This window comes from Pedobacter sp. (assembly GCF_965279535.1).
Classification (GTDB): Bacteria; Bacteroidota; Bacteroidia; order Sphingobacteriales; family Sphingobacteriaceae; genus Pedobacter.
Genome location: NZ_OZ257244.1, coordinates 5050253 through 5072141, shown reverse-complemented (window position 1 = coordinate 5072141; position 21889 = coordinate 5050253). Strand labels below are relative to the sequence as shown.

At 37.8% G+C, this 21889-nt stretch carries 21 protein-coding genes; 10 read left to right on the top strand and 11 right to left on the bottom strand.

Going from position 1 to position 21889, the window contains the following annotated elements; translation table 11 throughout:
- Window positions 1-2: 2 nt before the first annotated feature.
- The 4 genes from ACQY77_RS21115 to ACQY77_RS21100 form a co-directional block, all read right to left on the bottom strand.
- Window positions 3-767, bottom strand: coding sequence for an MBL fold metallo-hydrolase (locus ACQY77_RS21115; RefSeq protein ID WP_421940338.1), 765 nt, complete (start codon window positions 765-767; stop codon window positions 3-5).
- Window positions 768-810: 43 nt separating this feature from the next.
- Window positions 811-1083 (bottom strand): hypothetical protein, encoded by a 273-nt coding sequence (locus tag ACQY77_RS21110; protein ID WP_421940339.1) that lies wholly within the window; start codon window positions 1081-1083, stop codon window positions 811-813.
- Between the two features lie 236 nt (window positions 1084-1319).
- On the bottom strand, window positions 1320-1970 hold the full coding sequence (locus tag ACQY77_RS21105; protein WP_421940340.1) for a LolA family protein: 651 nt from the start codon (window positions 1968-1970) through the stop codon (window positions 1320-1322).
- 62 nt (window positions 1971-2032) lie between these two features.
- Window positions 2033-4606, bottom strand: a complete 2574-nt coding sequence (locus tag ACQY77_RS21100) for a DNA translocase FtsK 4TM domain-containing protein (protein WP_421940341.1) — start codon at window positions 4604-4606, stop codon at window positions 2033-2035.
- 282 nt (window positions 4607-4888) lie between these two features.
- Between ACQY77_RS21100 and ACQY77_RS21095 the strand changes: the two genes are divergently transcribed.
- Complete coding sequence (locus ACQY77_RS21095) at window positions 4889-5545, top strand: ankyrin repeat domain-containing protein (RefSeq protein WP_421940342.1); 657 nt, start codon at window positions 4889-4891, stop codon at window positions 5543-5545.
- A 145-nt stretch (window positions 5546-5690) separates the two neighbouring features.
- Here ACQY77_RS21095 and ACQY77_RS21090 read toward each other — a convergent pair whose 3' ends face one another.
- The 3 genes from ACQY77_RS21090 to pyrF all read right to left on the bottom strand — a co-directional run bounded on the left by ACQY77_RS21090 (window position 5691) and on the right by pyrF (window position 8344).
- Window positions 5691-5909 (bottom strand): PspC domain-containing protein, encoded by a 219-nt coding sequence (locus ACQY77_RS21090; protein WP_421940343.1) that lies wholly within the window; start codon window positions 5907-5909, stop codon window positions 5691-5693.
- Window positions 5910-6039: 130 nt separating this feature from the next.
- Window positions 6040-7323: a DUF2851 family protein gene (locus ACQY77_RS21085; protein WP_421940344.1), complete on the bottom strand. Its 1284-nt coding sequence runs from the start codon at window positions 7321-7323 to the stop codon at window positions 6040-6042.
- Window positions 7324-7510: 187 nt separating this feature from the next.
- Complete coding sequence (gene pyrF, locus ACQY77_RS21080; RefSeq protein WP_421940345.1) at window positions 7511-8344, bottom strand: orotidine-5'-phosphate decarboxylase; 834 nt, start codon at window positions 8342-8344, stop codon at window positions 7511-7513.
- A gap of 422 nt (window positions 8345-8766) precedes the next feature.
- On the opposite strand from pyrF, the gene rho reads away from it, so the two are divergent.
- Together rho and pssA are read left to right on the top strand one after the other, a co-directional pair.
- Entirely contained in the window at window positions 8767-10461 is a 1695-nt protein-coding gene (rho, locus tag ACQY77_RS21075) for a transcription termination factor Rho (RefSeq protein WP_421940346.1), read from the top strand.
- A gap of 92 nt (window positions 10462-10553) precedes the next feature.
- A complete protein-coding gene (pssA, locus tag ACQY77_RS21070) occupies window positions 10554-11234 on the top strand; it encodes a CDP-diacylglycerol--serine O-phosphatidyltransferase (RefSeq protein ID WP_421940347.1) in 681 nt (226 codons plus the stop codon).
- 9 nt (window positions 11235-11243) lie between these two features.
- On the opposite strand, the gene ACQY77_RS21065 is transcribed toward pssA, so the two are convergent.
- Both ACQY77_RS21065 and folK read right to left on the bottom strand, forming a co-directional pair.
- On the bottom strand, window positions 11244-11606 hold the full coding sequence (locus ACQY77_RS21065) for an Hpt domain-containing protein (protein ID WP_421940348.1): 363 nt from the start codon (window positions 11604-11606) through the stop codon (window positions 11244-11246).
- Window positions 11607-11622: 16 nt separating this feature from the next.
- On the bottom strand, window positions 11623-12117 hold the full coding sequence (folK, locus tag ACQY77_RS21060; protein WP_421940349.1) for a 2-amino-4-hydroxy-6-hydroxymethyldihydropteridine diphosphokinase: 495 nt from the start codon (window positions 12115-12117) through the stop codon (window positions 11623-11625).
- Window positions 12118-12168: 51 nt separating this feature from the next.
- Between folK and sppA the strand changes: the two genes are divergently transcribed.
- On the top strand, window positions 12169-13935 hold the full coding sequence (gene sppA, locus ACQY77_RS21055) for a signal peptide peptidase SppA (protein ID WP_421940350.1): 1767 nt from the start codon (window positions 12169-12171) through the stop codon (window positions 13933-13935).
- Window positions 13936-14114: 179 nt separating this feature from the next.
- Here sppA and ACQY77_RS21050 read toward each other — a convergent pair whose 3' ends face one another.
- Window positions 14115-14744, bottom strand: a complete 630-nt coding sequence (locus ACQY77_RS21050) for a hypothetical protein (protein ID WP_421940351.1) — start codon at window positions 14742-14744, stop codon at window positions 14115-14117.
- Between the two features lie 89 nt (window positions 14745-14833).
- Between ACQY77_RS21050 and ACQY77_RS21045 the strand changes: the two genes are divergently transcribed.
- The 6 genes from ACQY77_RS21045 to murA all read left to right on the top strand — a co-directional run bounded on the left by ACQY77_RS21045 (window position 14834) and on the right by murA (window position 21206).
- Window positions 14834-16510 (top strand): helix-hairpin-helix domain-containing protein, encoded by a 1677-nt coding sequence (locus tag ACQY77_RS21045; protein WP_421940352.1) that lies wholly within the window; start codon window positions 14834-14836, stop codon window positions 16508-16510.
- Between the two features lie 45 nt (window positions 16511-16555).
- Complete coding sequence (locus ACQY77_RS21040; RefSeq protein ID WP_421940353.1) at window positions 16556-17158, top strand: DUF4254 domain-containing protein; 603 nt, start codon at window positions 16556-16558, stop codon at window positions 17156-17158.
- Between the two features lie 128 nt (window positions 17159-17286).
- Window positions 17287-18318, top strand: a complete 1032-nt coding sequence (locus tag ACQY77_RS21035; protein ID WP_421940354.1) for a glycosyltransferase family 9 protein — start codon at window positions 17287-17289, stop codon at window positions 18316-18318.
- The gene (locus ACQY77_RS21030) at window positions 18311-18808 is read left to right on the top strand and encodes a SixA phosphatase family protein (protein ID WP_421940355.1); all 498 of its coding nucleotides are present in this window, start codon (window positions 18311-18313) and stop codon (window positions 18806-18808) included. The genes ACQY77_RS21035 and ACQY77_RS21030 overlap by 8 nt, the downstream gene beginning before the upstream one ends.
- 278 nt (window positions 18809-19086) lie before the next feature.
- Window positions 19087-19770 carry a DUF4290 domain-containing protein gene (locus tag ACQY77_RS21025; RefSeq protein WP_421940356.1) on the top strand — a complete coding sequence of 228 codons (684 nt, stop codon included), beginning with the start codon at window positions 19087-19089 and terminating at the stop codon, window positions 19768-19770.
- A 110-nt stretch (window positions 19771-19880) separates the two neighbouring features.
- Window positions 19881-21206, top strand: a complete 1326-nt coding sequence (murA, locus tag ACQY77_RS21020; RefSeq protein ID WP_421940357.1) for a UDP-N-acetylglucosamine 1-carboxyvinyltransferase — start codon at window positions 19881-19883, stop codon at window positions 21204-21206.
- 72 nt (window positions 21207-21278) lie between these two features.
- Here murA and ACQY77_RS21015 read toward each other — a convergent pair whose 3' ends face one another.
- On the bottom strand, window positions 21279-21878 hold the full coding sequence (locus ACQY77_RS21015; RefSeq protein WP_421940358.1) for a hypothetical protein: 600 nt from the start codon (window positions 21876-21878) through the stop codon (window positions 21279-21281).
- Window positions 21879-21889: the final 11 nt, after the last annotated feature.

Sequence of the window (21889 nt, the reverse complement as noted above, 5' to 3'; positions counted from 1 at the left end):
TTTTAAACTTCTATGCTCAAGCCATCAAAAGCCAGCCGAATGTGGGGCGGCAACTCGTTCTGTATCAACTCATGAAGTCCTAAATTGTGGCTGATATGCGTTAAATAAGTAATTTCAGCCCCTACCTTATCAGCAAATTCCTTTGCCTCATCCAAAGTAAAATGAGAGATATGAGGTGCATGTTGCAAAGCATTGATAACCAAAACCTTTGTCCCCTTAATTAAGTCAAAGGAAGCATCAGATACCGTTTTTGCGTCCGTAATATAAGTAAAGTCGCCAATGCGATAACCCGTTATCGGCAATGCATGGTGCATCACCTCAAAAGGGGTAATTTGAATTTCGCCCAGGTTAAAATCTGTTCCATTGTAAACAGTATGCAAGCTAACCTGTGGCAATCCATGATAACGCGTATCTGCGAAAATATAATAGAATTCTCTTTTTAAAGCTGCCTGAACCCTTTCAGTGGCATACACATCAATAACCTTATGCAATAAATAATTAAAGGGACGGATATCATCTAATCCTGCGATATGATCTTTATGTTCATGCGTAAACAGAACGGCGTCTAAATCCTTTACCCCTGCACGTAACAGCTGGTAACGAAAATCAGGGCCGCTATCTACCACGAAAGTCTTATCTGCTGTTTCTACCAGAATGGAAGTTCTTAAACGCTTATCTTTTGGATCTGAGGAGGTACAAACTTCACAATTGCAAGCAATAACAGGAACACCTTGAGAGGTACCGGTACCTAAAAAAGTAACCTTCATTTAATCATTTCCTTTCCGTATAGATATAAATTGGAACAACTCATTAAAATAACTCTGTTTGCTTTAAGGATTGATAAAATTGTCTCTGTTTATCATCAAATAGGTTTTCATCAGCATTGGTTTGTTTTACCAAATTAATCAACGCCGCTATTTTCCCTTCTAAATTAGAGAATTTATTCACTACAATAACTTTATTATGCTCTAATAGGCATGAACCGGTTTTAAAGTTCCCTTTCTCATATCGAACCTTAAATCCCATAACCAGGAGCAATTGCTCTAGTTTCTCTAATGTGTGGTTGGTAATTGGTAAAGACATTAAAACAAACTTAGAGAAATCTGAGCAGCATTCATAAATACGTTTGAAATATTTACCAACTTGGGATAAAGGCCATAATATTGTTACTACCCAAAATCCCAAACGCTGAATATGGGATTATACAGAATATTTAAAAAGACCTTGGCCAGTTGGAGCCTTTAACAATAAGGGCCGGAAAGCAAAAAAGGTTCAGCTGTTTCCAACTGAACCTTTAAAGCCTCTCAAGGAGTGCACAATTATCTTAAATCTACCACCTCAACACCAGGATATTTCTTAGCGTCGAAAGCGAAAGTAGTTTCCGGAACACTTACATTAGGAGAAAATGTTCTTACATTGTAGGTGTATTTATTGCCGTTTTTATCAAACAAAACCACATTTGCAATCTGCTTTGCAGTTTTATCGATGCTTAATCTTACTTTAAAAATTGATTTCTTGGTATCAACCGGAGTTAAATCAACCATTTGATAAGTTTTACCACCAACTTTCTCTTCTCCGGTATAAATGTATTTGAATCCCTTTTCGTAAACCGTAAATATTTTAGCAGGATTAATTGCATCGCCACTGTTATCTACATTACTTACCTGAACTTCTTTATCTTTTTTTAAGTAAGTCCACTGACTTTTACCATCACTAAAAAGCTCTTGATTCGTCATAGCCACTTTGTATTTATTAGAGTTGGCTTTCACATACAAAGTACCTTGCTGTGTTTCTTTAACCTTTGCCCTTGGGTTTTCTAAAGTAAATGTAAAATCGGTTTTAACGATATTATAAGATTTGTACTTTTTACTTACCTCTGCTAAAATTGCCTTGGCCTTCGCATCTGTCTGAGCATAAGTTGAAGTTGTAAAAGCAACTACAACCATTAATGCTGAAATTATTTTCTTCATCTTTTCTTTTTTTATTATTCCTTTTTGAAACGTTAGAGTAGATTTTTTACAATTAGTTTAATCTAATCTTTGTCATTCATACTATTCAAGAACTGTTCCAAAGAGTACTCGTCAGGATATAAAACTTCACGAGCCTTACTTCCTTCAAACGGACCAACAATGCCCGCGGCTTCCAACTGGTCAATAATACGTCCGGCTCTATTGTAACCCAGTTTCAATTTACGTTGAATTAATGAAGTAGAGCCCTGCTGATGCATCACAATTAGTCGTGCAGCCTCTTCAAAGAACTTATCTCTTTCATTAGGATCGAAGTCCATTTTACTTCCTTCGCCATTCTCATCAACATATTCTGGTAATTGATAAGCTTCAGAATAACCACGTTGATTGCCGATGTAATCAGAAATACGATCCACTTCCGGTGTATCAACGAAAGCACACTGTAGCCTGATTAAGTCGCTTCCTGTAGCTAAAAGCATATCTCCACGCCCAATCAACTGATCTGCACCACCACTATCCAAAATAGTTCTGGAGTCAATTTTCGACAATACCCTAAATGCCAAACGTGCAGGGAAATTGGCTTTGATTGTTCCGGTAATAATATTTACCGATGGACGCTGTGTAGCCAATACCAGGTGGATACCAATGGCCCTGGCCAATTGGGCCAAACGGGCAATCGGTGTTTCAACCTCTTTACCTGCAGTCATCATTAAATCGGCAAACTCATCCACCACCAGCACTATAAATGGCAAAAATCTGTGTCCGTTATTAGGATTAAGCTTACGCTTTATAAATTTGTCGTTATACTCCCTTAGATTTCTTACCTGTGCATCTTTTAACAGGTCATAACGCTGGTCCATCTCAATACACAAGGAGTTTAAAGTATTAATTACTTTCTTTGTATCTGTGATAATTGCATCTGCCTCACCTGGTAACTTGGCCAGGAAATGACGTTCAATTTTATTAAAGAGTGTTAATTCTACTTTTTTAGGATCAACCAATACAAACTTTAGTTCTGCTGGGTGCTTACTGTAAAGTAAAGAAACCAAAATGGCATTAATCCCTACCGATTTACCCTGTCCGGTTGCACCCGCTACCAGTAAGTGGGGCATTTTAGCTAAATCGGCAATATACACCTCATTGCTGATGGTTTTACCCAATGCAATTGGTAAATCCATAGTGGTTTGGCTCCATTTTTCTGTACCCAATACACTTCTCATGGCTACCATTTCCGGATGTTGATTAGGCACCTCAATACCAATGGTACCTTTTCCAGGCATTGGAGCAATAATACGAATACCCAATGCAGCTAATGAAAGTGCAATATCATCTTCAAGGTTCTTAATTTTTGAAATCCTAACGCCCGGAGCGGGGATAATTTCATAAAGCGTTACCGTAGGGCCAATTGTAGCTTTAATCTTGTCAATTTCAATATTATAATGATTAAGTGTTTCTACAATCTTATTCTTATTGGCTTCGAGCTCCTCTGCATTTACAGAGATCTTACTCGAACCGTAATTTTCCAGTAAATCTAAATGAGGTTTCTTGTAACCTGATAAATCTAAAGTTGGATCGTATTTACCAAACTGCTCAATTAAATCATCAGATTTAATTTCCTCTTCTGATTTTGCTATGGTAAAAGCTGGTTCTGCGTGCTCCTCTTCTGCTACCGGCTCTACAACCAATGGAGGAGTTGCAACTGGGGTAACAGGTGTTATAGGAAGATTACTAGCCAAAGGAGATAAAACAACTGGCGCTACATTTTCCTCTTCCTCCTCTTTTTCTTCAAATCGGTTTGGCCTTAAAGTAACATTTTGAGGTCTGCGTTCAGTGTTTAAGTTTGGCTTATTGGGAACACTGAATTCTACAGGTTCAGATCTGTTTTCCCTGATAACTTCTATATTTTCCGGAACTTCAGGTTCAATATATTCCTCTTTTTTACGCTCCGGAAATTTAAAATCAATATTATAAGCAATAATCAGAATTGTTAATCCAGCAAAAGCAATTAGCCCCGCAACTCCCGCTGATCCAATTTGTGCATGAAGGAGTTTGTTGCTCCAATATCCAAATTCTCCTTCAATGTAATGCGGGGATTCGCTCCAAAAGGCATGTACAAAACCTAATGTTAGAGAGATAAACAACAAAAAGAAAAAACTATAAGCTAAAGTTTTAGAAATAGAAAGAATTTTAACTTTAAATAATAAGCGATATCCGATAATAAAAAAGGCCAGCACAAATAAGAATGAGGCTATACCAAACCACTCATATATAAATTGATGAGACAATAACGCGCCAAACTTGCCTAACCAGTTCTGCACAACAGGCGTGGTAACCCCCGAATCTTTTAGTTCTTCTGCGGTTTTAAATAAATTACCCCATCCCCCATTGGCGTCAATTACATAACTTTGGTCATCCTGCCAGGTAAATAGATAGGAAGTAAAAGCGATTAAAAAATAAAGAGAAAGGATAACAAAAAACAGCCCTAATATCTTTACCGCACGTCCATCTTGTAAATCAAAGCGTGGTAAATATTCCCTCTTTTCCTGCTGCTGGCGATTAGATGCCGACCTACCTGAGGCTGTATCTGCATTTTTATCCCTGAATGTATTGGCTTTAAATTGATTACCTTTTATCGGCATTTTCTATAGTCGTATTTTATAAGACAAATATAAAATATATATTCTATCTCTTGTGTTTTTATCCTGAGGCCTTAAAATAAATAAAATATTTAATACAGATTAAACCTTCTGTAAAAAAGCCTGTCTATTTTAATATCAACATAACAGTTGAAACGTTTTGTTCAAATGAAACGGATTTTGTTTTAGGTTTAATCCCGTTTGGCCTGGAGAGGTAAAACGGGATTTTTTATTATATGGTATTTTTTATTAATTTAAAACGATTTTTAGAATTAAACATTCCATATGGATATTGCTCAACTTGAAGAACAAATCGAGGCAGGAAATTTAGAGGCTGTTAAAGAAATACTGATTAAAGCTCCTCAACTGGCCGGAAAAAACACCTCTCATGGTATTTCAGCACTATTATTGGCCTGTTATTACAAAAAACCAGAAATAGCCAATGTTATCTCCGAATTCGTAGATGATTTAACCCTCTTCGAAGCCTGTGCCGTTGGTAAATTCGATACAGCTACACTACTTGTATTCCAAAATCCCGATCGAATCAATGATTATTCTGAAGATGGTTTCACACCTCTGGGCCTTGCTTGTTATTTTGGTCATGAAGAACTTGCCCGTTTCCTGGTATTAAAGGGCGCTGATGTAAATCTGGCTTCTAAAAATGGTTTCAATGTTTTTCCAATTCATTCGGCTGTTGCTGCAAATAACTACAACATTACTAAAATGCTGTTAGATAGTGGTGCTTATCCTAATGTATGCCAAAAAGCTGGCTTGGCACCTCTGCATACCGCAGCCCAACTTGGCAATATTGAATTGATAATTTTGCTTTTAGAACACGGCGCGGAAGTATCCTTACGCATGGAAGGTGGAAAATTGCCTGCAGATTTAGCAGCAGAAAAAGGCTTTCATGAAATTGCAGAAATACTAAGAGACGATGATTAGTTTGTTAGGAGTAAGCAAGTTGAAAGTGATGAGTTGAAAGTGAAAAGTTTAAAGTTCAGAACCCATCTCCCTTAAAGAATTATGCCCGGTTCTCACTCTTGTCTCAAATCTCATGTCTCACATCTCAAATCTCAAATGTTGCCTCTCACTCCCACACCCGAAGTCTAATCCGCTTCATGTAATTTCGAATATCCAATACAACAGCTGCAAGAAAATAAAAGAGTATAGGAAAGCCAACCGCCAAAAACGACGAATAAATAAAAAACAACCTGACCTTTGCGGTGCTCATATTCAGTTTATTGGCCAAATAAGTAGAAACACCAAAACTTTGTTGTTCAAAATAGGTTACAATTCTCTGAAACATTTCTAACTTCTTTAATTGTTAACAACATCAACCTTTTAAATTCTTAATTAGAGAACGAAAAAAGGGCATAATTGATATTGATTTAAACCAAATTTTTATTTCGCTTTTAGCAACGTAGCATAAACAACGATTATGCCAGTTTTAAAATTTTAATTCCAATACCACAAGATAAGCATTTTTTGTCATCACAATACTGTTTTTTCAACTGTAAAACTCCCTGGGAAGCAAAAGCATGATCCATTCTTACACCCGCCGTTACAAATCCTTCGGTAATCGCATTTTTTTCAGGGGGCAATGATTCTAGTAATTTAATTGCCCTGCTAACATAAAATTGTGTTGAGGTATATTTACCATAAGCGAATAAAAATAAAGCGACGGTATTTAAAAGGATATTATCAATCGAGTTCTTACCAAGTTGAATCTTTACCCCTTCAGCTTTCTTTCGAAAGTGATAATGATGTTTCCAGTATTCATTCACAGGAAGCTTTTCAAATAATTTTTTCAACTCTCCAACATCCTTTATTTCCAAAATCTTAGAAAAAAGGTGATTGGATTGCACAATCAGGGCAGAAAACTGAGCTAAACGAAGCGTTGGAAAATTCTGTGGCCGCATCCGCATAAACTTCCATAAATCCACTTCCATTGGTTTGATCAGATACTTTTTCTTCAGGTAATCGAACTCACATTTTAATTTGGCAGGATAAGTGTCTTGAAATTTATCATTTAAGAAACCCGCAACACCAAAAATCAAAGCTTCTATTTGCTCAGGATTATTTTTATGCTTAGCAAAATAATGCTGAGGAATAGACTTGGCCAAAAGCTCAAAAGGAAGGGCATTTACTTTAAAACCAAAATTCCTTGCTAAAAAATGGTAAAATGCATCATCCCAATTACCTTTGAGTTGAGATAAGCACTCAAACACTTGTATCGTCTTTTGCTCAAAGCGTTCAATAACAACGCGTGAAAGAAAACTATCCACGATCAAGGTATCCACATTTTTAATTTGTGCCTTACAGGGGAAGTCGTTCAGATTTAAAATTAACCGGTAATAGTTATCAATTAGTGACTGAGCGATCCTGTTTTTTAAAATCAGTACAGGAATAATAGATCCATCTTCCCGAATCACTTCAGCATCATGCTCCAATACTACATGAAGAATAACATTGTCATAGCTTTTGTCTGATTGGTGATTGTGTTTTTCCCAATCCGATGACTTAAGGTGGATTTCCACCTGTCCAACCCAGAGCGTTTCCCCGATTTGGATTTTAGCATTGCTAAAGTCTGGCCCTGCATTTCTATTAAGGAAACCAGTACTGATTATTTTAAGTCCCTCCCCTGTTGTACTAGCCAATCCACTATTATCAAATGACCTGAACTGCCATACATAATGAAGAAAATCCTCAGGAATATCCATTATTGAAGGTAATAAAATATTCCCCTCAGCTATAAATTTAAACGTTTAGTTTCAGAAAAACTGCTAAAATGGTACTCTCCTCCTACAAATCAACGATATTGATTATCTACTATACGAGTATAGATGAAGTCAAACTGGTTAGCGACTTAATAATACTACAACTTTGCTAACGAATAGCAATTTCGAATTACGATATCAGATCAGCCGCGACCAAAATCTGCTCCATTTCCTGTTGCAATTTAAGGGCTTCGGCTCTTGCTTTTTCGGCAAAATCTTCTCCCTGACCAGCATAAATAATCCCTCTCGAAGAATTGATTAATAATCCACACTGTGAGTTTAATCCGTATTTACAAACTTCTTTTAAATCGCCACCTTGTGCGCCTACTCCTGGAACCAGTAAAAAATGGTTTGGGGCAAGTTTACGGACATCGGCAAATGCAGCTCCACGTGTTGCACCTACCACGTACATCATTTGCTCGTCAGTAGCCCAATTTTGAGAAATTTGGAGTACCTTCTCAAATAAACGCTCATCGCCAATTTGCTGGAGTTGAAAATCAGCATGCCCGGTATTGGAAGTTAATGCCAAAAGGATCACCCATTTATCTTTAAAAGTCAGAAACGGCGTTACCGAATCGCTACCCATGTAAGGTGCAACAGTAACCGAGTCAAAACTCATATCTGATGAGGCCGCATTGAAAAAGGTTTCTGCATACATGGCAGAAGTATTGCCAATATCCCCTCTTTTTGCATCAGCAATAGAAAAAATATCCTGTGGTATGTATTTCCACGTTTCGATTAAAGTTTCCCAACCTTTTTTACCATAGCATTCATAAAAGGCAGTATTGGGTTTATAAGCAACACATAAATCTTTAGTGGCATCAATAATTTGTTTATTGAACTCCAAAATCGGATTTTCATACTTTAACAAATGCTGAGGAATTTTATCTAAAGAAGAATCGAGGCCAATACAAAGAAATGAACGTTTTTTTTGTATTTCCGCAAAAAGTTGTTGCTTGGTCATATAATGGCTTATTTGCTGCAAATATGAAGATTTTTAAACTTTTTGCACGACAATATTATTCCAACAATAAATATTTTTTTAAACATTTTCAGTTTTCTCTTGCAGATTACGTTTCAAATACATACAATTGCAACATAATTTCTCAACCGTTTATCTGAATATCCCAGAAAATTTTACCAAGACTTGTTTTTTGTAATCATTTTTAAAAGCCAATATTGCTTTTTATTCAGCATTTAAACACTTTATGAAACCATTTTGAGTTTATTAAAGTAAAAACTCATCACAGTTTTATAGCCTTAAAGAATTTATACACAACAAAACCGCCAGGCTTAGGCAAAACACAATTTATAAGCTTGTGCAGCCTTATAACTGATATCACGTTATAAGCGAATAAAAAATTTCTTGAAACATATATATTTAGAATGTTTAGCAAAACAGAATTAAATGATAAACTCACATCAGAACTGCGTGAGCTTGCAAAAACTTACGGCATAGAAGGTGCCGATTCCCTAAAAAAAATTGACTTAGTTGAAGTGCTTTTACATCAGCAAGAAATGATAAGTGCAGCAAAATCTGATTCAGATGCACCTGTAGAGAAAAAAGCAAAAGCACCGGTAACAGCAAAAGCAAAAACTGCAAAAACAGCAAAAGCACCTGTTGCAGAGCCTGAAGTAGCAGTAGCGGTAGCTGAGCCCGAAAAACCAGCGAAAAAAAGAGCAAGAATACAAAAAGATGATGTGGTTCCTGTTTCTAAACCTAAAACAGAATCAGTAACACTTTTTGATGAACCTGTAGTTGAATTCCAGCCTGAAAGGGTTGTTGAAGCTGAAGAAAGTGTAAAACCAATCTCTGCGCTTATCGAAGAAAATGCTGAAGTTGTTCCGGCTCCAAAGCCGAAACACGAGCAAAAAGAAAAGCCACAACGCGATGAAAATCGTCAGCAAAAACAACCTAATGCAGGTAGCCATCACAAAAATGAAAACAGCTACTCTAATTTAGATTTCGACAATGTAATTACCAACGAAGGCGTTTTAGAGATTATGCCAGACGGTTATGGTTTCTTACGTTCTGCAGATTATAATTACCTCACTTCTCCTGATGATATTTATGTATCTCAATCTCAGATTAAACTATTTGGTTTAAAAACTGGTGATACAGTAAAAGGAAGCATTCGCCCTCCAAAAGAAGGTGAAAAATATTTTCCATTAGTAAGGGTAGAAACCATTAATGGCCGTATCCCTGCTGAAGTTCGTGATCGGGTACCTTTTGATTATCTTACTCCCCTTTTCCCTACCGAAAGATTAAATTTATATACTGATATGGGGAACTACAGTACCCGGATCATGGATTTGTTTACGCCAATAGGTAAAGGTCAGCGTGGTTTAATTGTAGCACAACCAAAAACAGGTAAAACCAACCTGCTAAAAGAAGTAGCGAACGCAATTGCCAAAAACCATCCTGAAGTGTATTTGATTATCCTGTTAATTGATGAACGCCCGGAAGAGGTTACAGATATGGCTCGTAGTGTTAGGGCAGAAGTAATTGCTTCTACTTTTGATGAGCCAGCAGAGCGTCACGTAAAAATTGCGAATATAGTACTCGAAAAATCGAAACGTTTGGTAGAGAGTGGTCACGATGTAGTCATTCTTTTAGATTCAATTACCCGTTTAGCCAGGGCTTATAATACCACCGCTCCTGCATCTGGAAAAATCTTATCTGGTGGTGTTGATGCCAATGCATTACACAAACCAAAACGTTTCTTTGGAGCTGCCCGTAATATTGAAAATGGGGGTTCATTAACCATTTTAGCAACCGCATTAACTGATACAGGCTCTAAAATGGATGAAGTAATTTTCGAAGAATTTAAAGGTACAGGTAACATGGAGCTTCAGTTAGATCGTAAATTATCTAACAAACGTATTTTCCCTGCTATCGACATTACTGCTTCAAGTACACGTAGAGATGACTTATTGCACGACAGAGATACGTTGCAAAGGGTTTGGATTTTACGCAACCACTTAGCAGATATGAATAGCCAGGAGGCTATGGAATTTGTTCAGGCTCAAATTAAGGGAACTAAGAGCAATGAAGAATTCCTTATTTCCATGAACAGCTAGTAAAAGGCAAAAAAACATATAGGTGTAAGGATTAAGTTTTCCCTCAGGATACTTAAATCTTACACCTTATTTATTTACCTTTACCCTATCTCATGAAAAAGTACATTCCCAATGCGATTACTTGTGCGAACCTCTTTTCTGGTTGTATAGGTATCGTTTTTGCATTCAAAGGCGATCTTGAAACCGCCGCTTACTTCGTTATCCTTTCTGGTATTTTCGACTTTTTTGATGGCATGGCTGCTCGTTTCCTGAATGTGAAATCGGCAATTGGAAAAGATCTCGACTCTCTGGCTGATATGGTAAGTTTTGGGTTTCTTCCCGGAGTTGTAATGTTCCAGTTATTAAAACTGAGCGACTTCAGTTCTGAATATCTACCCTACTTTGGTTTCCTGATTACCATATTTTCTGCTCTTCGTTTAGCCAAGTTTAATAATGACGACAGGCAGACTGAAGATTTTATTGGTCTAAATACGCCAATGAATACTTTGTTTATCTGTTCATTATCTTTTATAGGTCGCGATTATCCAGGTATAGTGGGTTCATCATCACTCCTCCTAGGCATAACGGCTTTAACATCTTTTCTTTTAGTGAGCGAGATTAAAATATTTTCATTAAAATTCGGGGAACTAAGCTGGTCGGGCAATAAGATCAAATTTATCTTTTTGATTATCTCTGCCCTGCTCATTGTCTTTTTAAAATTTGCAGCTATTCCGTTTGTGCTGGTGCTTTACATCGGCATGTCGTTCTTGCATTTTAGAGGTAAATCTATTTAACACCTTCACTTACAACTTTACCTTTACTTCTTCAAGCTGTAAATAGAGTTTATTTAAAGCCAATTTAAGTAGTTCAACATCTGTCTTAACCTTATCAAGCGGGTAGGTTTCCCGGGCATCTAACTCAATGGTTTGAACAAGCTCCTTGATATCATGGCGTCCAAAATAAGCAAATGTAGGCTTAATCTTGTGTGCAGAACGCGCAACCCGATCCCAGTTGTGTTCGAATAATGCATTTTCGATTTCTTCAAGGTACAGTGGGGTTTGCTCAAAAAAGGCATCAATAAATTCAACTATGAACGCCCGGTTATTCCCAAGCATTTCTATAAGATATGATAAATCTATGGGATGATTATCATAATTATTCTCCATAAAACAAATCTAATAATTACAGCCGCTTTACAGGTAATTTATCAGAAGTATTTTCTGCTAATTTTGAAATGTTTTCACCAATTACCGGATGAATCACCTCTCCTGCTATTTCGGCTAATGGGGTCAAAACAAAATTCCGATCCTGCATGTGTGGATGTGGCACCTGTAGCTTTCCCGGAATATGAATTACTTCAGTACCGAAGAGGATAAGGTCAATATCTATCAATCTTTCTCCCCATTTCTCTTTTCTAATTCTGCCCAATTCAGACTCGATACTCAGCGCGCATTCTAAAACTTCGAGAGCAGACAAGCTGGTTTCTAAAGCAATGGCCTGGTTTAAAAATGCCGGTTGATCCGTTTTACCCCAGGCAGCAGTTTCGTATAATGCCGAAACCGACACTAGCTGACCAACCCTTTTCGTTAATAACTGTATTGCGAGGCCGAAATTTGCCTTAATATCTCCTAAATTTCCCCCCAGTAACAAATAAGCAATTGTGCGCTCTAAAGCCATATAAGCGATGTGTATTTTTATATCTTTACAGCACAAAATTAAAACATTTAAATGAGAGATTTTTTTAAGTATCTATTTGCCTCCATGCTTGGCTTTTTCCTATCCATAGTACTTATGGGGGTAATTTGCTTTTTTATCATTGTGGCCCTTATTTCATCAGTTGATACAGATAAAGCAGTAGTTGTAAATAATAACTCAGTTTTGTTTTTAAACCTGGATCAGGCAATAACAGAAAGAACTCCTAAAAATCCATTTGGTAATTTGCCCATTGTTGGAGGTGAAGAAAAAGAGGGCCTGGGGTTAAACGACCTTCTAAAATCTCTTCAAAATGCAAAAACAGATGATAATATTAAATGTATTTATCTGAATGTAAGCAGTCCGAATGCTGGCTTTGCTACCATGCGTGAGATCAGGAATGCATTAATTGATTTTAAAAAATCTCATAAAAAGATCATTGCGTATAGTGAAGTGTATACCCAGGGAGCTTACTATTTAGCTTCTGTAGCTGATGAAATCTACCTTAATCCAGAGGGAGCATTAGAATTTAAAGGCTTCAGTTCTGAACTTACTTTTTTTAAAGGTACTCTCGAAAAGTTAGGAATAGAAGCACAGGTAATCCGCGTAGGAAATTATAAAAGTGCTGTAGAGCCTTTCATTCTGGATAAAATGAGTGATTATAACCGTAAGCAAGTAACTGCTTATGTTGGTGGCTTATACAATACTTTCTTAACGGATATTGCTCAAAGCAGAGATATCCAGAAAGATTCACTATACACCATTGCAGATAACTACAAAATCCGTGAACCTAAGGATGCACTGGATTTCAAAATGGTAGACGGTTTAAAATATAAAGACGAGATTCTAGATAAGCTTCGCCAACTGTCTGGTCGTAAAAAAAATGAAATCATCCGCGCTGTTTCCATTAATGATTACCTAAAGAACAATTCTGACGGTGGCTCTGGCAGTAACAAAATAGCTGTTATCTATGCCAACGGAGATATTACCGGGGGTGAAGGATCTGATAATCAGATCGGTTCGGAACGTATTTCAAGGGCCATTCGCAAGGCACGTTTAGACGAAGATATAAAAGCCATTGTGCTTCGTGTAAATTCTCCTGGTGGTAGTGCGCTGGCTTCTGATGTAATCTGGAGAGAAATTGTACTCAGCAAAAAAGAAAAACCTGTTATTGCCTCTTTTGGCGATGTTGCCGCATCTGGCGGATATTACATCGGCTGTGCTGCAGATAGTATTTTTGTTCAGCCCAATACCATTACGGGCTCTATTGGTGTCTTCGGTATTATTCCAAATTTCCAAAACCTAATGACCAACAAACTGGGGATAACATTCGATGGTGTAAAAACAGGAAAATACGCCGATATCATGGCCACTAACCGCCCGATGACCGATGGTGAAAGATTCATCATTCAAAATGAACTGAATAGAATATACAGTGGCTTCGTGAGCCGCGTGGCAGAGGGCAGAAAGAAAAGTAAAGCGTACATTGATAGCATTGGCGGTGGCCATGTTTGGATTGGCACAGATGCGGTACAAATAGGACTGGCAGATCGAATCGGAAGTTTTAATGATGCCATTAAAGCTGCTGCTAAAAAAGCCAAGCTAACAAATTATAAAATTGTTGAGTACCCTGATGTAATTGATCCGTTAAAATCACTGCTTCAGGAAAGTACTGATCGCGTTAAAACTTACTATACCAAACAAGAGCTGGGAGAAAATTACTATCTCTATCAACAAATGAAAAAAGTAGTTGCGAGCTCAGGCATCCAGGCAAGAATGCCATTCGAAGCTGTTATTAAGTAGAAAATAATTAAAATAAAGCCCGGCATGTTTATCCAGCACCGGGCTTTATTGTTTCTATACCTAAAGGCAAAAGCATAAACCAATTGCTATAGTATCCCTTCTATCCTTGACACTTTGTACTTTATACTTGCTACCTGATACTAGATACTTGATACTAAATACTCGACTAACATTTACCCTCACTTAACCACTTTCCATTCTGGATGGAGCGTAAGGTAAGTATTATTAATGGGTACATTTTTAGGGTGCACGGTAATCGAAATACCCCTTCCTTTTAAGAATTCGAAGCTTATTCCTTCCGGTTTAGCGTCATAAACCAAAATAGTATCCTTATTCTCGTTTAAATAGGCAGCTACTTCTTCCATACCTGGGAAATGGAGTTCTGTATCATTCATGGTTCTCCCGGTCCCGAACCCATCTTGCGTTTTATAAGCGTTTGAAGTAATTCTGATTTGCTTAACCTCCTTTAACCGCATGCTTGTATCCCGATAGGCGGAGTAGATGGCTAATTCAGATTTTTGTTTAGTTACTGCATCAGTCTTATACCAAATTCCCCAGGCCTTGCCCATAGCTGCATCCCCTGCATCTGGTTTACCTAGCCTTTTACCTACACTTTCTAAATCATCACCCAGCGATATTTCTCCTACAGAACGGCCTGGAACAATTAAAAATCGTTCATCAATTATTTTTCCTGGTCCTGACTCTATACTCACGATAGAGTCTACCTTATCCTGGATTCTGCGGGGCGACTTACAGGAAATCAGGGCAATACCTAATCCGAAAACAATACTCCCATAAAACTTATTCATAGTTTAAGAACAACACGCTTTTGAAATTGTGTGGCAAATTCATACCATCCAAAAGTTTTGAAACATTATTTTCCTTAATTTTACCGCTTATGGAGAATAAAACCATCGCCCGTACCCTAAAACTTTTATCGCAGTTAATGGAACTGCATGAGGAAAACCCTTTTAAAATAAAATCTATCGCTAATGCTTATTTTAAAATCGACAAACTCCCTTTCGCGCTTAAAGACAAGGCCTTATCGGATTTAGATAAAATAGATGGGATAGGAAAAAGCCTCGCCTCCAAGGTGGCTGAGCTGCTGGAAACCGGGGCATTGAAAGAACTGCAGGATTTAATTGCAAAAACTCCAGAAGGAGTGGTTGAGATGCTAAGTATTAAAGGCATCGGACCAAAAAAAATAGCTATCATTTGGCATGTTTTGGGCATAGAGAATATTGGAGAACTTTATTATGCCTGCAATGAGAACCGATTAATTGAGGCCAAAGGTTTTGGTTTAAAAACACAGGAAGAAATAAAAAAAGCAATAGAATTCAAAATTGCAGCCAATGGCAGATTTTTATATGCGCAGATTGAAGGCTTTGCCAAATCGATATTTACATCACTTTCTGCATGGTTAGTATCGGTAGATCATGACGCGTTATTGGGATTTGCAGGCCAGTACAGACGCAGCTGTGAAATTATTGATGAACTAGAAATCATTATTGGTGCCGAAAACCCAGAAGCCATTATACTGAATATAGATGCTTTTGCACCCCTGACTTTAATTCAAGGTGATAATGCCTTTCATGCCGTAACAGAAGCGGGGCTTAAAGTGAAAGTTATCCTTACCGAAAAAGCTGCTTTCTATCTGGAGTGGTTTAAACAAACAGGCTGCCAGGCACATGTGGATAAAGTTTTAGCATTGGCCGGAAGTGGCCCTTTTTCAAATGAAGAAGATATCTATAACCAAGCTGGTTTAGCGTTTATTGCACCTGAACTTCGAGAGGATTACGACGAAATAGAATTGGCTAAAGCCAATCAACTCCCTGTATTAATAAAGTATGAAGATCTGAAAGGAAGTTTGCACAATCACTCTACCTGGTCTGATGGTGTACATAGCCTGGAAGAAATGGCCTTATATTGCAAAGATCAGCTTAACCTTGAATACCTGGGTATTTGTGATCACTCAAAAACTGCTGTTTATGCCAAAGGATTGAACGAACAACGCGTTTATGCCCAGCATCAGGAAATAGATGAGCTAAATAGGAAGCTTGCACCTTTTAAAATCTTCAAAGGCATAGAAAGTGATATTCTCAGCGATGGTTCACTTGATTATACCGATGAGATCCTGAAAACCTTCGATTTTGTGGTTGCTTCTGTGCACAGTAATTTACGTATGGACGAAGAAAAAGCTACCACAAGGTTAATAAAAGCCATTGAAAATCCTTATACTACCATATTAGGACATCCAACCGGAAGATTATTACTAAGCCGCGCCGGATATCCGATAGATTATAAAAAAATTATCGATGCATGTGCAGCCAACAAGGTTGTAATTGAAATTAATGCTAATCCTTTGCGTTTAGATTTAGATTGGCGTTGGCACCGTTATGCACTGGAAAAAGGGGTACTCCTTTCTGTTAATCCGGATGCACATAGAACAGAAGGATTTCATGATATGAACTATGGCATTTTAGTAGCCAGAAAAGGTGGCTTAAGTGCTGACAAATGCTTAAATGCCTTTTCAGTAGATGAAATTACTCAATATTTTGAGCGCAAAAAACCATAGTTACTGGCATAATAAATAATTTAATCTTTTCAATACCTTTGCCCCATGATAAGTGAAATAGCCAACCGTATATTTAATCAAGCCATTACCGATTATCATCAGTTTGATGATATTGACTACCCAATTTCCAATCCTTACGATGCGGAGAGCCTGGAGCATCTTTTTTACCTTAAGAATTGGATAGATACCGCTCAATGGCATATGGAGGATGTAGTACGTAACCCCGAGATTGATCCGGTTGAGGGTTTAAGCTGGAAACGCAGGATTGATGCTCAGAACCAGGTGCGTACAGATATGGTAGAGTTTATTGATGGGTATTTCCTCAATCTATATCAGGGCATAAAAGCCGAAGCTAATGCGAAAGTAAATACCGAAAGTCCAGCATGGGCTATAGATAGATTGTCGATTTTAGCTTTAAAAATCTATCACATGCGTGAAGAAGCTGAAAGACCAAGTGCTTCTGCCGCTCATCGCGAACTCTGCCAAACGAAACTGGATGTATTGTTAACGCAGCGCGAAGATCTTTCTAAAAGTATTGATGAACTTTTAACAGACATTGAGGCCGGGAAAAAATACATGAAGGTTTACAAGCAAATGAAAATGTATAACGACCCGAGCCTGAATCCTATATTATATAAAAAAGCTTAATTATTTAACCTGTATAGCACTTAAGCAGTAGACCGTTTCAGCACCCAGACAAGCTATCTTTCCATTAGCCTTAAATCTTGGTGTTCTTTGAACCTTAGTGGAAAGGAGTTAAACCAGTGCGGAAAATTATGGCATCATCAAAAGAGAAAATCATCGTTTTACGTTTTTCGGCTATGGGCGATGTGGCGATGGTGGCATCTGTTTTGCAAGAATTCACGCTGCAACACCCAGAAAAAGAAATCATAATGGTGAGCAGGGCAGCCTTCAAGCCTTTTTTCAGCTCAATTCCAAATCTCATTTTCCATGCAATAGAACCCAAAACCATCCATAAAGGATTATCAGGGCTATATCACCTATTTAGAGAATTAAAACAATATAAAGCTTCTTCTATTGCCGATCTTCATGATAATATCAGAAGCAGGGCAGTATCAAGCTTTTTTAGAATTTCCGGGGTAAAAATTAAAAGAATAGATAAGGGCCGAGCCGAGAAAAAAGCCTTGACACGCGATGAGCATAAAGTTTTAAAACCCTTACGCCCCACCGTCGAAAGATATGCTGATGTTTTCAGAAGTTTAGGTTATGTTTTTAAACTCTCTCATCAACTTCAAAACCGGCCACACCAACTACCTGCAAAAGCAGCAGGGCTTTTTACAACTCCTGCCAAAAAGATTGGGATTTCCCCCTTTGCTCAGCACTTTTATAAAATTTATCCCTACGATAAAATGGACAAGGTAATTGAAGGGCTATCTGCCAATGGGTATCAGCTTTTTATATTCGGAGGAGGAGAAGCAGAGCAAGCAATCGCAGAAAAATGGGTCAGGAAACACGAAAATTCTTATAATTTAATTGGTCAGTTTAACCTTTCCGAAGAGCTGTCTATCATTTCCAATTTGGATCTTATGCTCAGCATGGATTCGTCCGGGATGCATATGGCATCTCTGGAGGGAGTACCAGTAGTTTCTGTATGGGGTCCAACACACCCTTATGCAGGTTTCTTAGGTTATGGACAGTCAGAGGAAGACTGCATCCAAATTGACCATCCAAACAGGCCTAATTCTATTTATGGAAACAAACCCTGCCTTTGCGGTGTTGAAAGTTGTATGGAAATGATTCAACCAGAAACGATCATTAATAAAATAGAACAGAAACTCAATGGCTAAGCAATTATTATTGGTCCGTCATGGCAAATCCGACTGGGGCAATGCAGACCTAAAAGACTTTGATCGCCCCTTAAATAAACGTGGTAAAGAAAATGCGCCTGAAATGGCAGAACGTTTACTGCGAAGAGACTTTAAATTCGATTTGATGGTTAGTAGTCCGGCAAAAAGGGCAAAGTCTACAGCTAAATACTTTGCTGAAGCATATGGCGTTGAACATATTATCTATGAAGAATCGATTTATGAAGCAAACACCACTGCACTGCTAAAAGTTGTTAATGGCTTAAGTGATGGTGCCGATACCGTGATCATGTTTGGTCACAATCCAGGTTTTACCGACTTTGCCAATGAACTTAGTGATGCAGACATTTACAATATCCCTACAGCGGGTATGGTGTTGGTCTCCTTCCCTTTTGACTCCTGGAAAATGGTGAGCAGAGGAACTGGTGAGCTCGTGTTTTTTGATTACCCAAAAAACAGCGACGAACTTTAAACAGGAAATAGTTGTTTGGCACCCTCAGCAATGGAACTTTGCTTCATTTCTTAACTGTTTTTACAAGCCAGATATCCGAAACATAAATTGCAGTGAGCCCCCTGCCGGGAACGTTTGCAAAAAATAAGCAACGAACATTCAATCCTCAATATTTTTAGTATCTTTGAATTTATTAAACGAAATCTGGCAATAGACATTTCGGTGAATTCATAACCTAAACTCTTCTGGTTATTTCATAATTCGTATCGCCAGAAAATTTATCCATTAATTTATTTGACATGAGTTTTGATTATAATACTACGCGTAGCCATTTAATTTTATCAGAATATGGCCGCAATGTTCAAAATATGGTAAAGTATATCTGCGCGTTACCAACCATTGAAGAACGGAATAAATATGCCCAGGCTGTTATCGACCTGATGGGCTTCCTACAACCACATTTACGTGATGTTGCCGATTTTAAACATAAACTTTGGGATCACCTCCACATCATTTCGGGATATCAGATTGATGTAGATAGCCCCTATCCTAAACCTTTACCAGAAAATGCATTTGTAAAACCTGCACATATTGGTTATCCGCAGCAGCGAATTACTTACAAACATTATGGTAAAGCAGTAGAAAACCTTATTGAAAAAGCTATGCGGGAGGAAAATCCTGAGCATAAAAAAGTGATGGTTCAAAGCATTGCCAACTTTATGAAAATGGCTTATGTAACCTGGAATAAAGATAATGTTTCTGACGAAACCATTCTTAAAGATTTACATGATTTATCTGGTGGATTATTGCGACTTGATGAAAATGTAAACCTGGCAAAGGTAGAATTCAGACAGCAGAACCCACGTCAAAACAACAACAACAATAACCGTGGCCGGAATAATAACAATAATGGGAAAAACCGCCAGAATAACAATAACAACAACAATCGACAAAGAAATAACAACAACAAATCTAAATACTAAGAACCTTTATATTTTCAACCCTGTTCTCCGGGTATCAGGAATCTCTTAAATTAGAGATTGTAATAGCGGAGAAGACCTGAAAATAATCTTATTAGCAGAAAAACAGATATATGAACGCATTTGAAATAACAGGCGGAATCAAATTAAAAGGCGAAATTACTCCTCAGGGCGCCAAAAACGAGGCTTTACAGATTCTTTCTGCAGTATTACTGACAGAAGAAAAAGTAACTATCAGCAATATACCTGACATTAAGGATGTTAACAAACTGATTGAGCTTTTAGGTGACCTTGGTGTTACTGTAGAACGCTTAAATAAAGACACTTATAGCTTTGAGGCTAAAAATATCAATCTTGATTTCTTCCAATCGGATGTTTTCAAGTCAAAAGGCGGTGGTTTAAGAGGTTCTATTATGATTGTGGGACCTTTATTGGCTCGTTTTGGTAAGGCAGCAATTCCTAAACCAGGTGGTGATAAAATTGGACGTAGAAGATTAGATACTCACTTCATCGGATTCGAAAAACTAGGTGCCAAATTTGTTTATGATAGTAAGAAAGCGTTCTTCAATGTAGATGCTACTAATTTACAGGGTGCTTATATTCTGTTAGATGAGGCTTCTGTTACAGGTACGGCTAACATTGTAATGGCCGCAGTTCTTGCTAAAGGCACTACAACGATCTACAACGCAGCTTGCGAACCTTATTTGCAACAGCTTTGCAAAATGCTAAACCGCATGGGGGCTAAAATTTCAGGAATTGGTTCTAATTTGCTGACTATTGAAGGTGTAACTCAATTGGGAGGTACAGAACACCGTATGCTTCCGGATATGATAGAAATAGGTTCATTCATCGGCATGGCAGCGATGACCGAATCTGAAATTACCATCAAAAATGTTTGTTATGATGAACTGGGGGTTATTCCTGAAGTTTTCAGAAAATTGGGTATCAAACTTGAAAGAAGAGGAGACGACATTTTCGTTCCATCTCAAAAGCATTACGAGATTGACACCTTTATTGATGGATCAATTTTAACCATTGCAGATGCTCCGTGGCCAGGTTTTACACCTGACTTGCTAAGTATTGTTTTAGTTGTGGCAACTCAGGCAAAAGGAAACGTTCTGATCCACCAAAAGATGTTCGAAAGCCGCTTATTCTTTGTCGATAAATTGATTGATATGGGGGCGCAGATTATTCTTTGCGATCCGCACCGTGCAACTGTTAACGGCATTGATAAAAAATATAAATTGCGTGGAATCAGTATGACCTCTCCGGATATCAGAGCTGGGGTTTCACTACTGATTGCAGCTTTATCTGCAGAGGGTAAATCAACCATTTACAACATAGAACAGATTGAGCGCGGTTACCAGGATATCGATACACGTTTACGTGCCTTAGGCGCACAGATTAAGCGTGTAAATGCCGATGCGCCAAGTCACTAATGGTTTATAGCTAAAAGCCTAAAAACGAAACCTAAAAAGATCTCTGAAATGTATTCAGGGATCTTTTTAAGTTTAAGGCTTTCGTATAACGAAGTATATTATTGGAATCATCAGGAAAATTCCAATAATCAGTGGTATCCAAATTGGTTTAGCCCGATATCTTGTCTCCTTTCCAATCTGGCTATTCCAAAATAGCTGGTACATAATGGTCACCCCAACGGCATTACCTATAAATGAAAGGCTAATAGATGGTCCGGAAATAAATTGCGTCAAATAGGCGAACGCAACAGTAAATCCAAATCCGTACAAAATTGCCCATCCCCACTTTTTTTCTGCCCGCTTTAAATTAATCGCCATCATTACAGATCCAAAAAGTACTGAAAAAAGAATGGAGAAAACATAGATAGCCGTTTGAGAGTAATATTCCGGAGCATCAACATCTTCAACTATATTTTTCCTCCAGTTATTCGTACTGTCATAGCCTGCACCTTGCTTGGCTTCGATTTTAGCTTCAATCTGCGCAGCAATATCTTCAGGTAAATCGACGTTTCGTGCCTGTAATTCAGCTAATGCAACCCGAACAGCCTCTTCGGTGTGCTTATCTACATTTTGTATATAATATTTTAACTGTTCGTTGGTTTTAGCGGATAATATTTCTTTGAGCGTGGCCATGGTATATCATA

Bases quoted from the DNA above. Each gene is read 5' to 3' on its own strand.
- ACQY77_RS21115 (WP_421940338.1), bottom strand. From the start codon at position 767: ATGAAGGTTACTTTTTTAGGTACCGGTACCTCTCAAGGTGTTCCTGTT.
- ACQY77_RS21110 (WP_421940339.1), bottom strand. From the start codon at position 1,083: ATGTCTTTACCAATTACCAACCACACATTAGAGAAACTAGAGCAATTG.
- ACQY77_RS21105 (WP_421940340.1), bottom strand. From the start codon at position 1,970: ATGAAGAAAATAATTTCAGCATTAATGGTTGTAGTTGCTTTTACAACT.
- ACQY77_RS21100 (WP_421940341.1), bottom strand. From the start codon at position 4,606: ATGCCGATAAAAGGTAATCAATTTAAAGCCAATACATTCAGGGATAAA.
- ACQY77_RS21095 (WP_421940342.1), top strand. From the start codon at position 4,889: ATGGATATTGCTCAACTTGAAGAACAAATCGAGGCAGGAAATTTAGAG.
- ACQY77_RS21090 (WP_421940343.1), bottom strand. From the start codon at position 5,909: ATGTTTCAGAGAATTGTAACCTATTTTGAACAACAAAGTTTTGGTGTT.
- ACQY77_RS21085 (WP_421940344.1), bottom strand. From the start codon at position 7,323: ATGGATATTCCTGAGGATTTTCTTCATTATGTATGGCAGTTCAGGTCA.
- pyrF (WP_421940345.1), bottom strand. From the start codon at position 8,344: ATGACCAAGCAACAACTTTTTGCGGAAATACAAAAAAAACGTTCATTT.
- rho (WP_421940346.1), top strand. From the start codon at position 8,767: ATGTTTAGCAAAACAGAATTAAATGATAAACTCACATCAGAACTGCGT.
- pssA (WP_421940347.1), top strand. From the start codon at position 10,554: ATGAAAAAGTACATTCCCAATGCGATTACTTGTGCGAACCTCTTTTCT.
- ACQY77_RS21065 (WP_421940348.1), bottom strand. From the start codon at position 11,606: ATGGAGAATAATTATGATAATCATCCCATAGATTTATCATATCTTATA.
- folK (WP_421940349.1), bottom strand. From the start codon at position 12,117: ATGGCTTTAGAGCGCACAATTGCTTATTTGTTACTGGGGGGAAATTTA.
- sppA (WP_421940350.1), top strand. From the start codon at position 12,169: ATGAGAGATTTTTTTAAGTATCTATTTGCCTCCATGCTTGGCTTTTTC.
- ACQY77_RS21050 (WP_421940351.1), bottom strand. From the start codon at position 14,744: ATGAATAAGTTTTATGGGAGTATTGTTTTCGGATTAGGTATTGCCCTG.
- ACQY77_RS21045 (WP_421940352.1), top strand. From the start codon at position 14,834: ATGGAGAATAAAACCATCGCCCGTACCCTAAAACTTTTATCGCAGTTA.
- ACQY77_RS21040 (WP_421940353.1), top strand. From the start codon at position 16,556: ATGATAAGTGAAATAGCCAACCGTATATTTAATCAAGCCATTACCGAT.
- ACQY77_RS21035 (WP_421940354.1), top strand. From the start codon at position 17,287: ATGGCATCATCAAAAGAGAAAATCATCGTTTTACGTTTTTCGGCTATG.
- ACQY77_RS21030 (WP_421940355.1), top strand. From the start codon at position 18,311: ATGGCTAAGCAATTATTATTGGTCCGTCATGGCAAATCCGACTGGGGC.
- ACQY77_RS21025 (WP_421940356.1), top strand. From the start codon at position 19,087: ATGAGTTTTGATTATAATACTACGCGTAGCCATTTAATTTTATCAGAA.
- murA (WP_421940357.1), top strand. From the start codon at position 19,881: ATGAACGCATTTGAAATAACAGGCGGAATCAAATTAAAAGGCGAAATT.
- ACQY77_RS21015 (WP_421940358.1), bottom strand. From the start codon at position 21,878: ATGGCCACGCTCAAAGAAATATTATCCGCTAAAACCAACGAACAGTTA.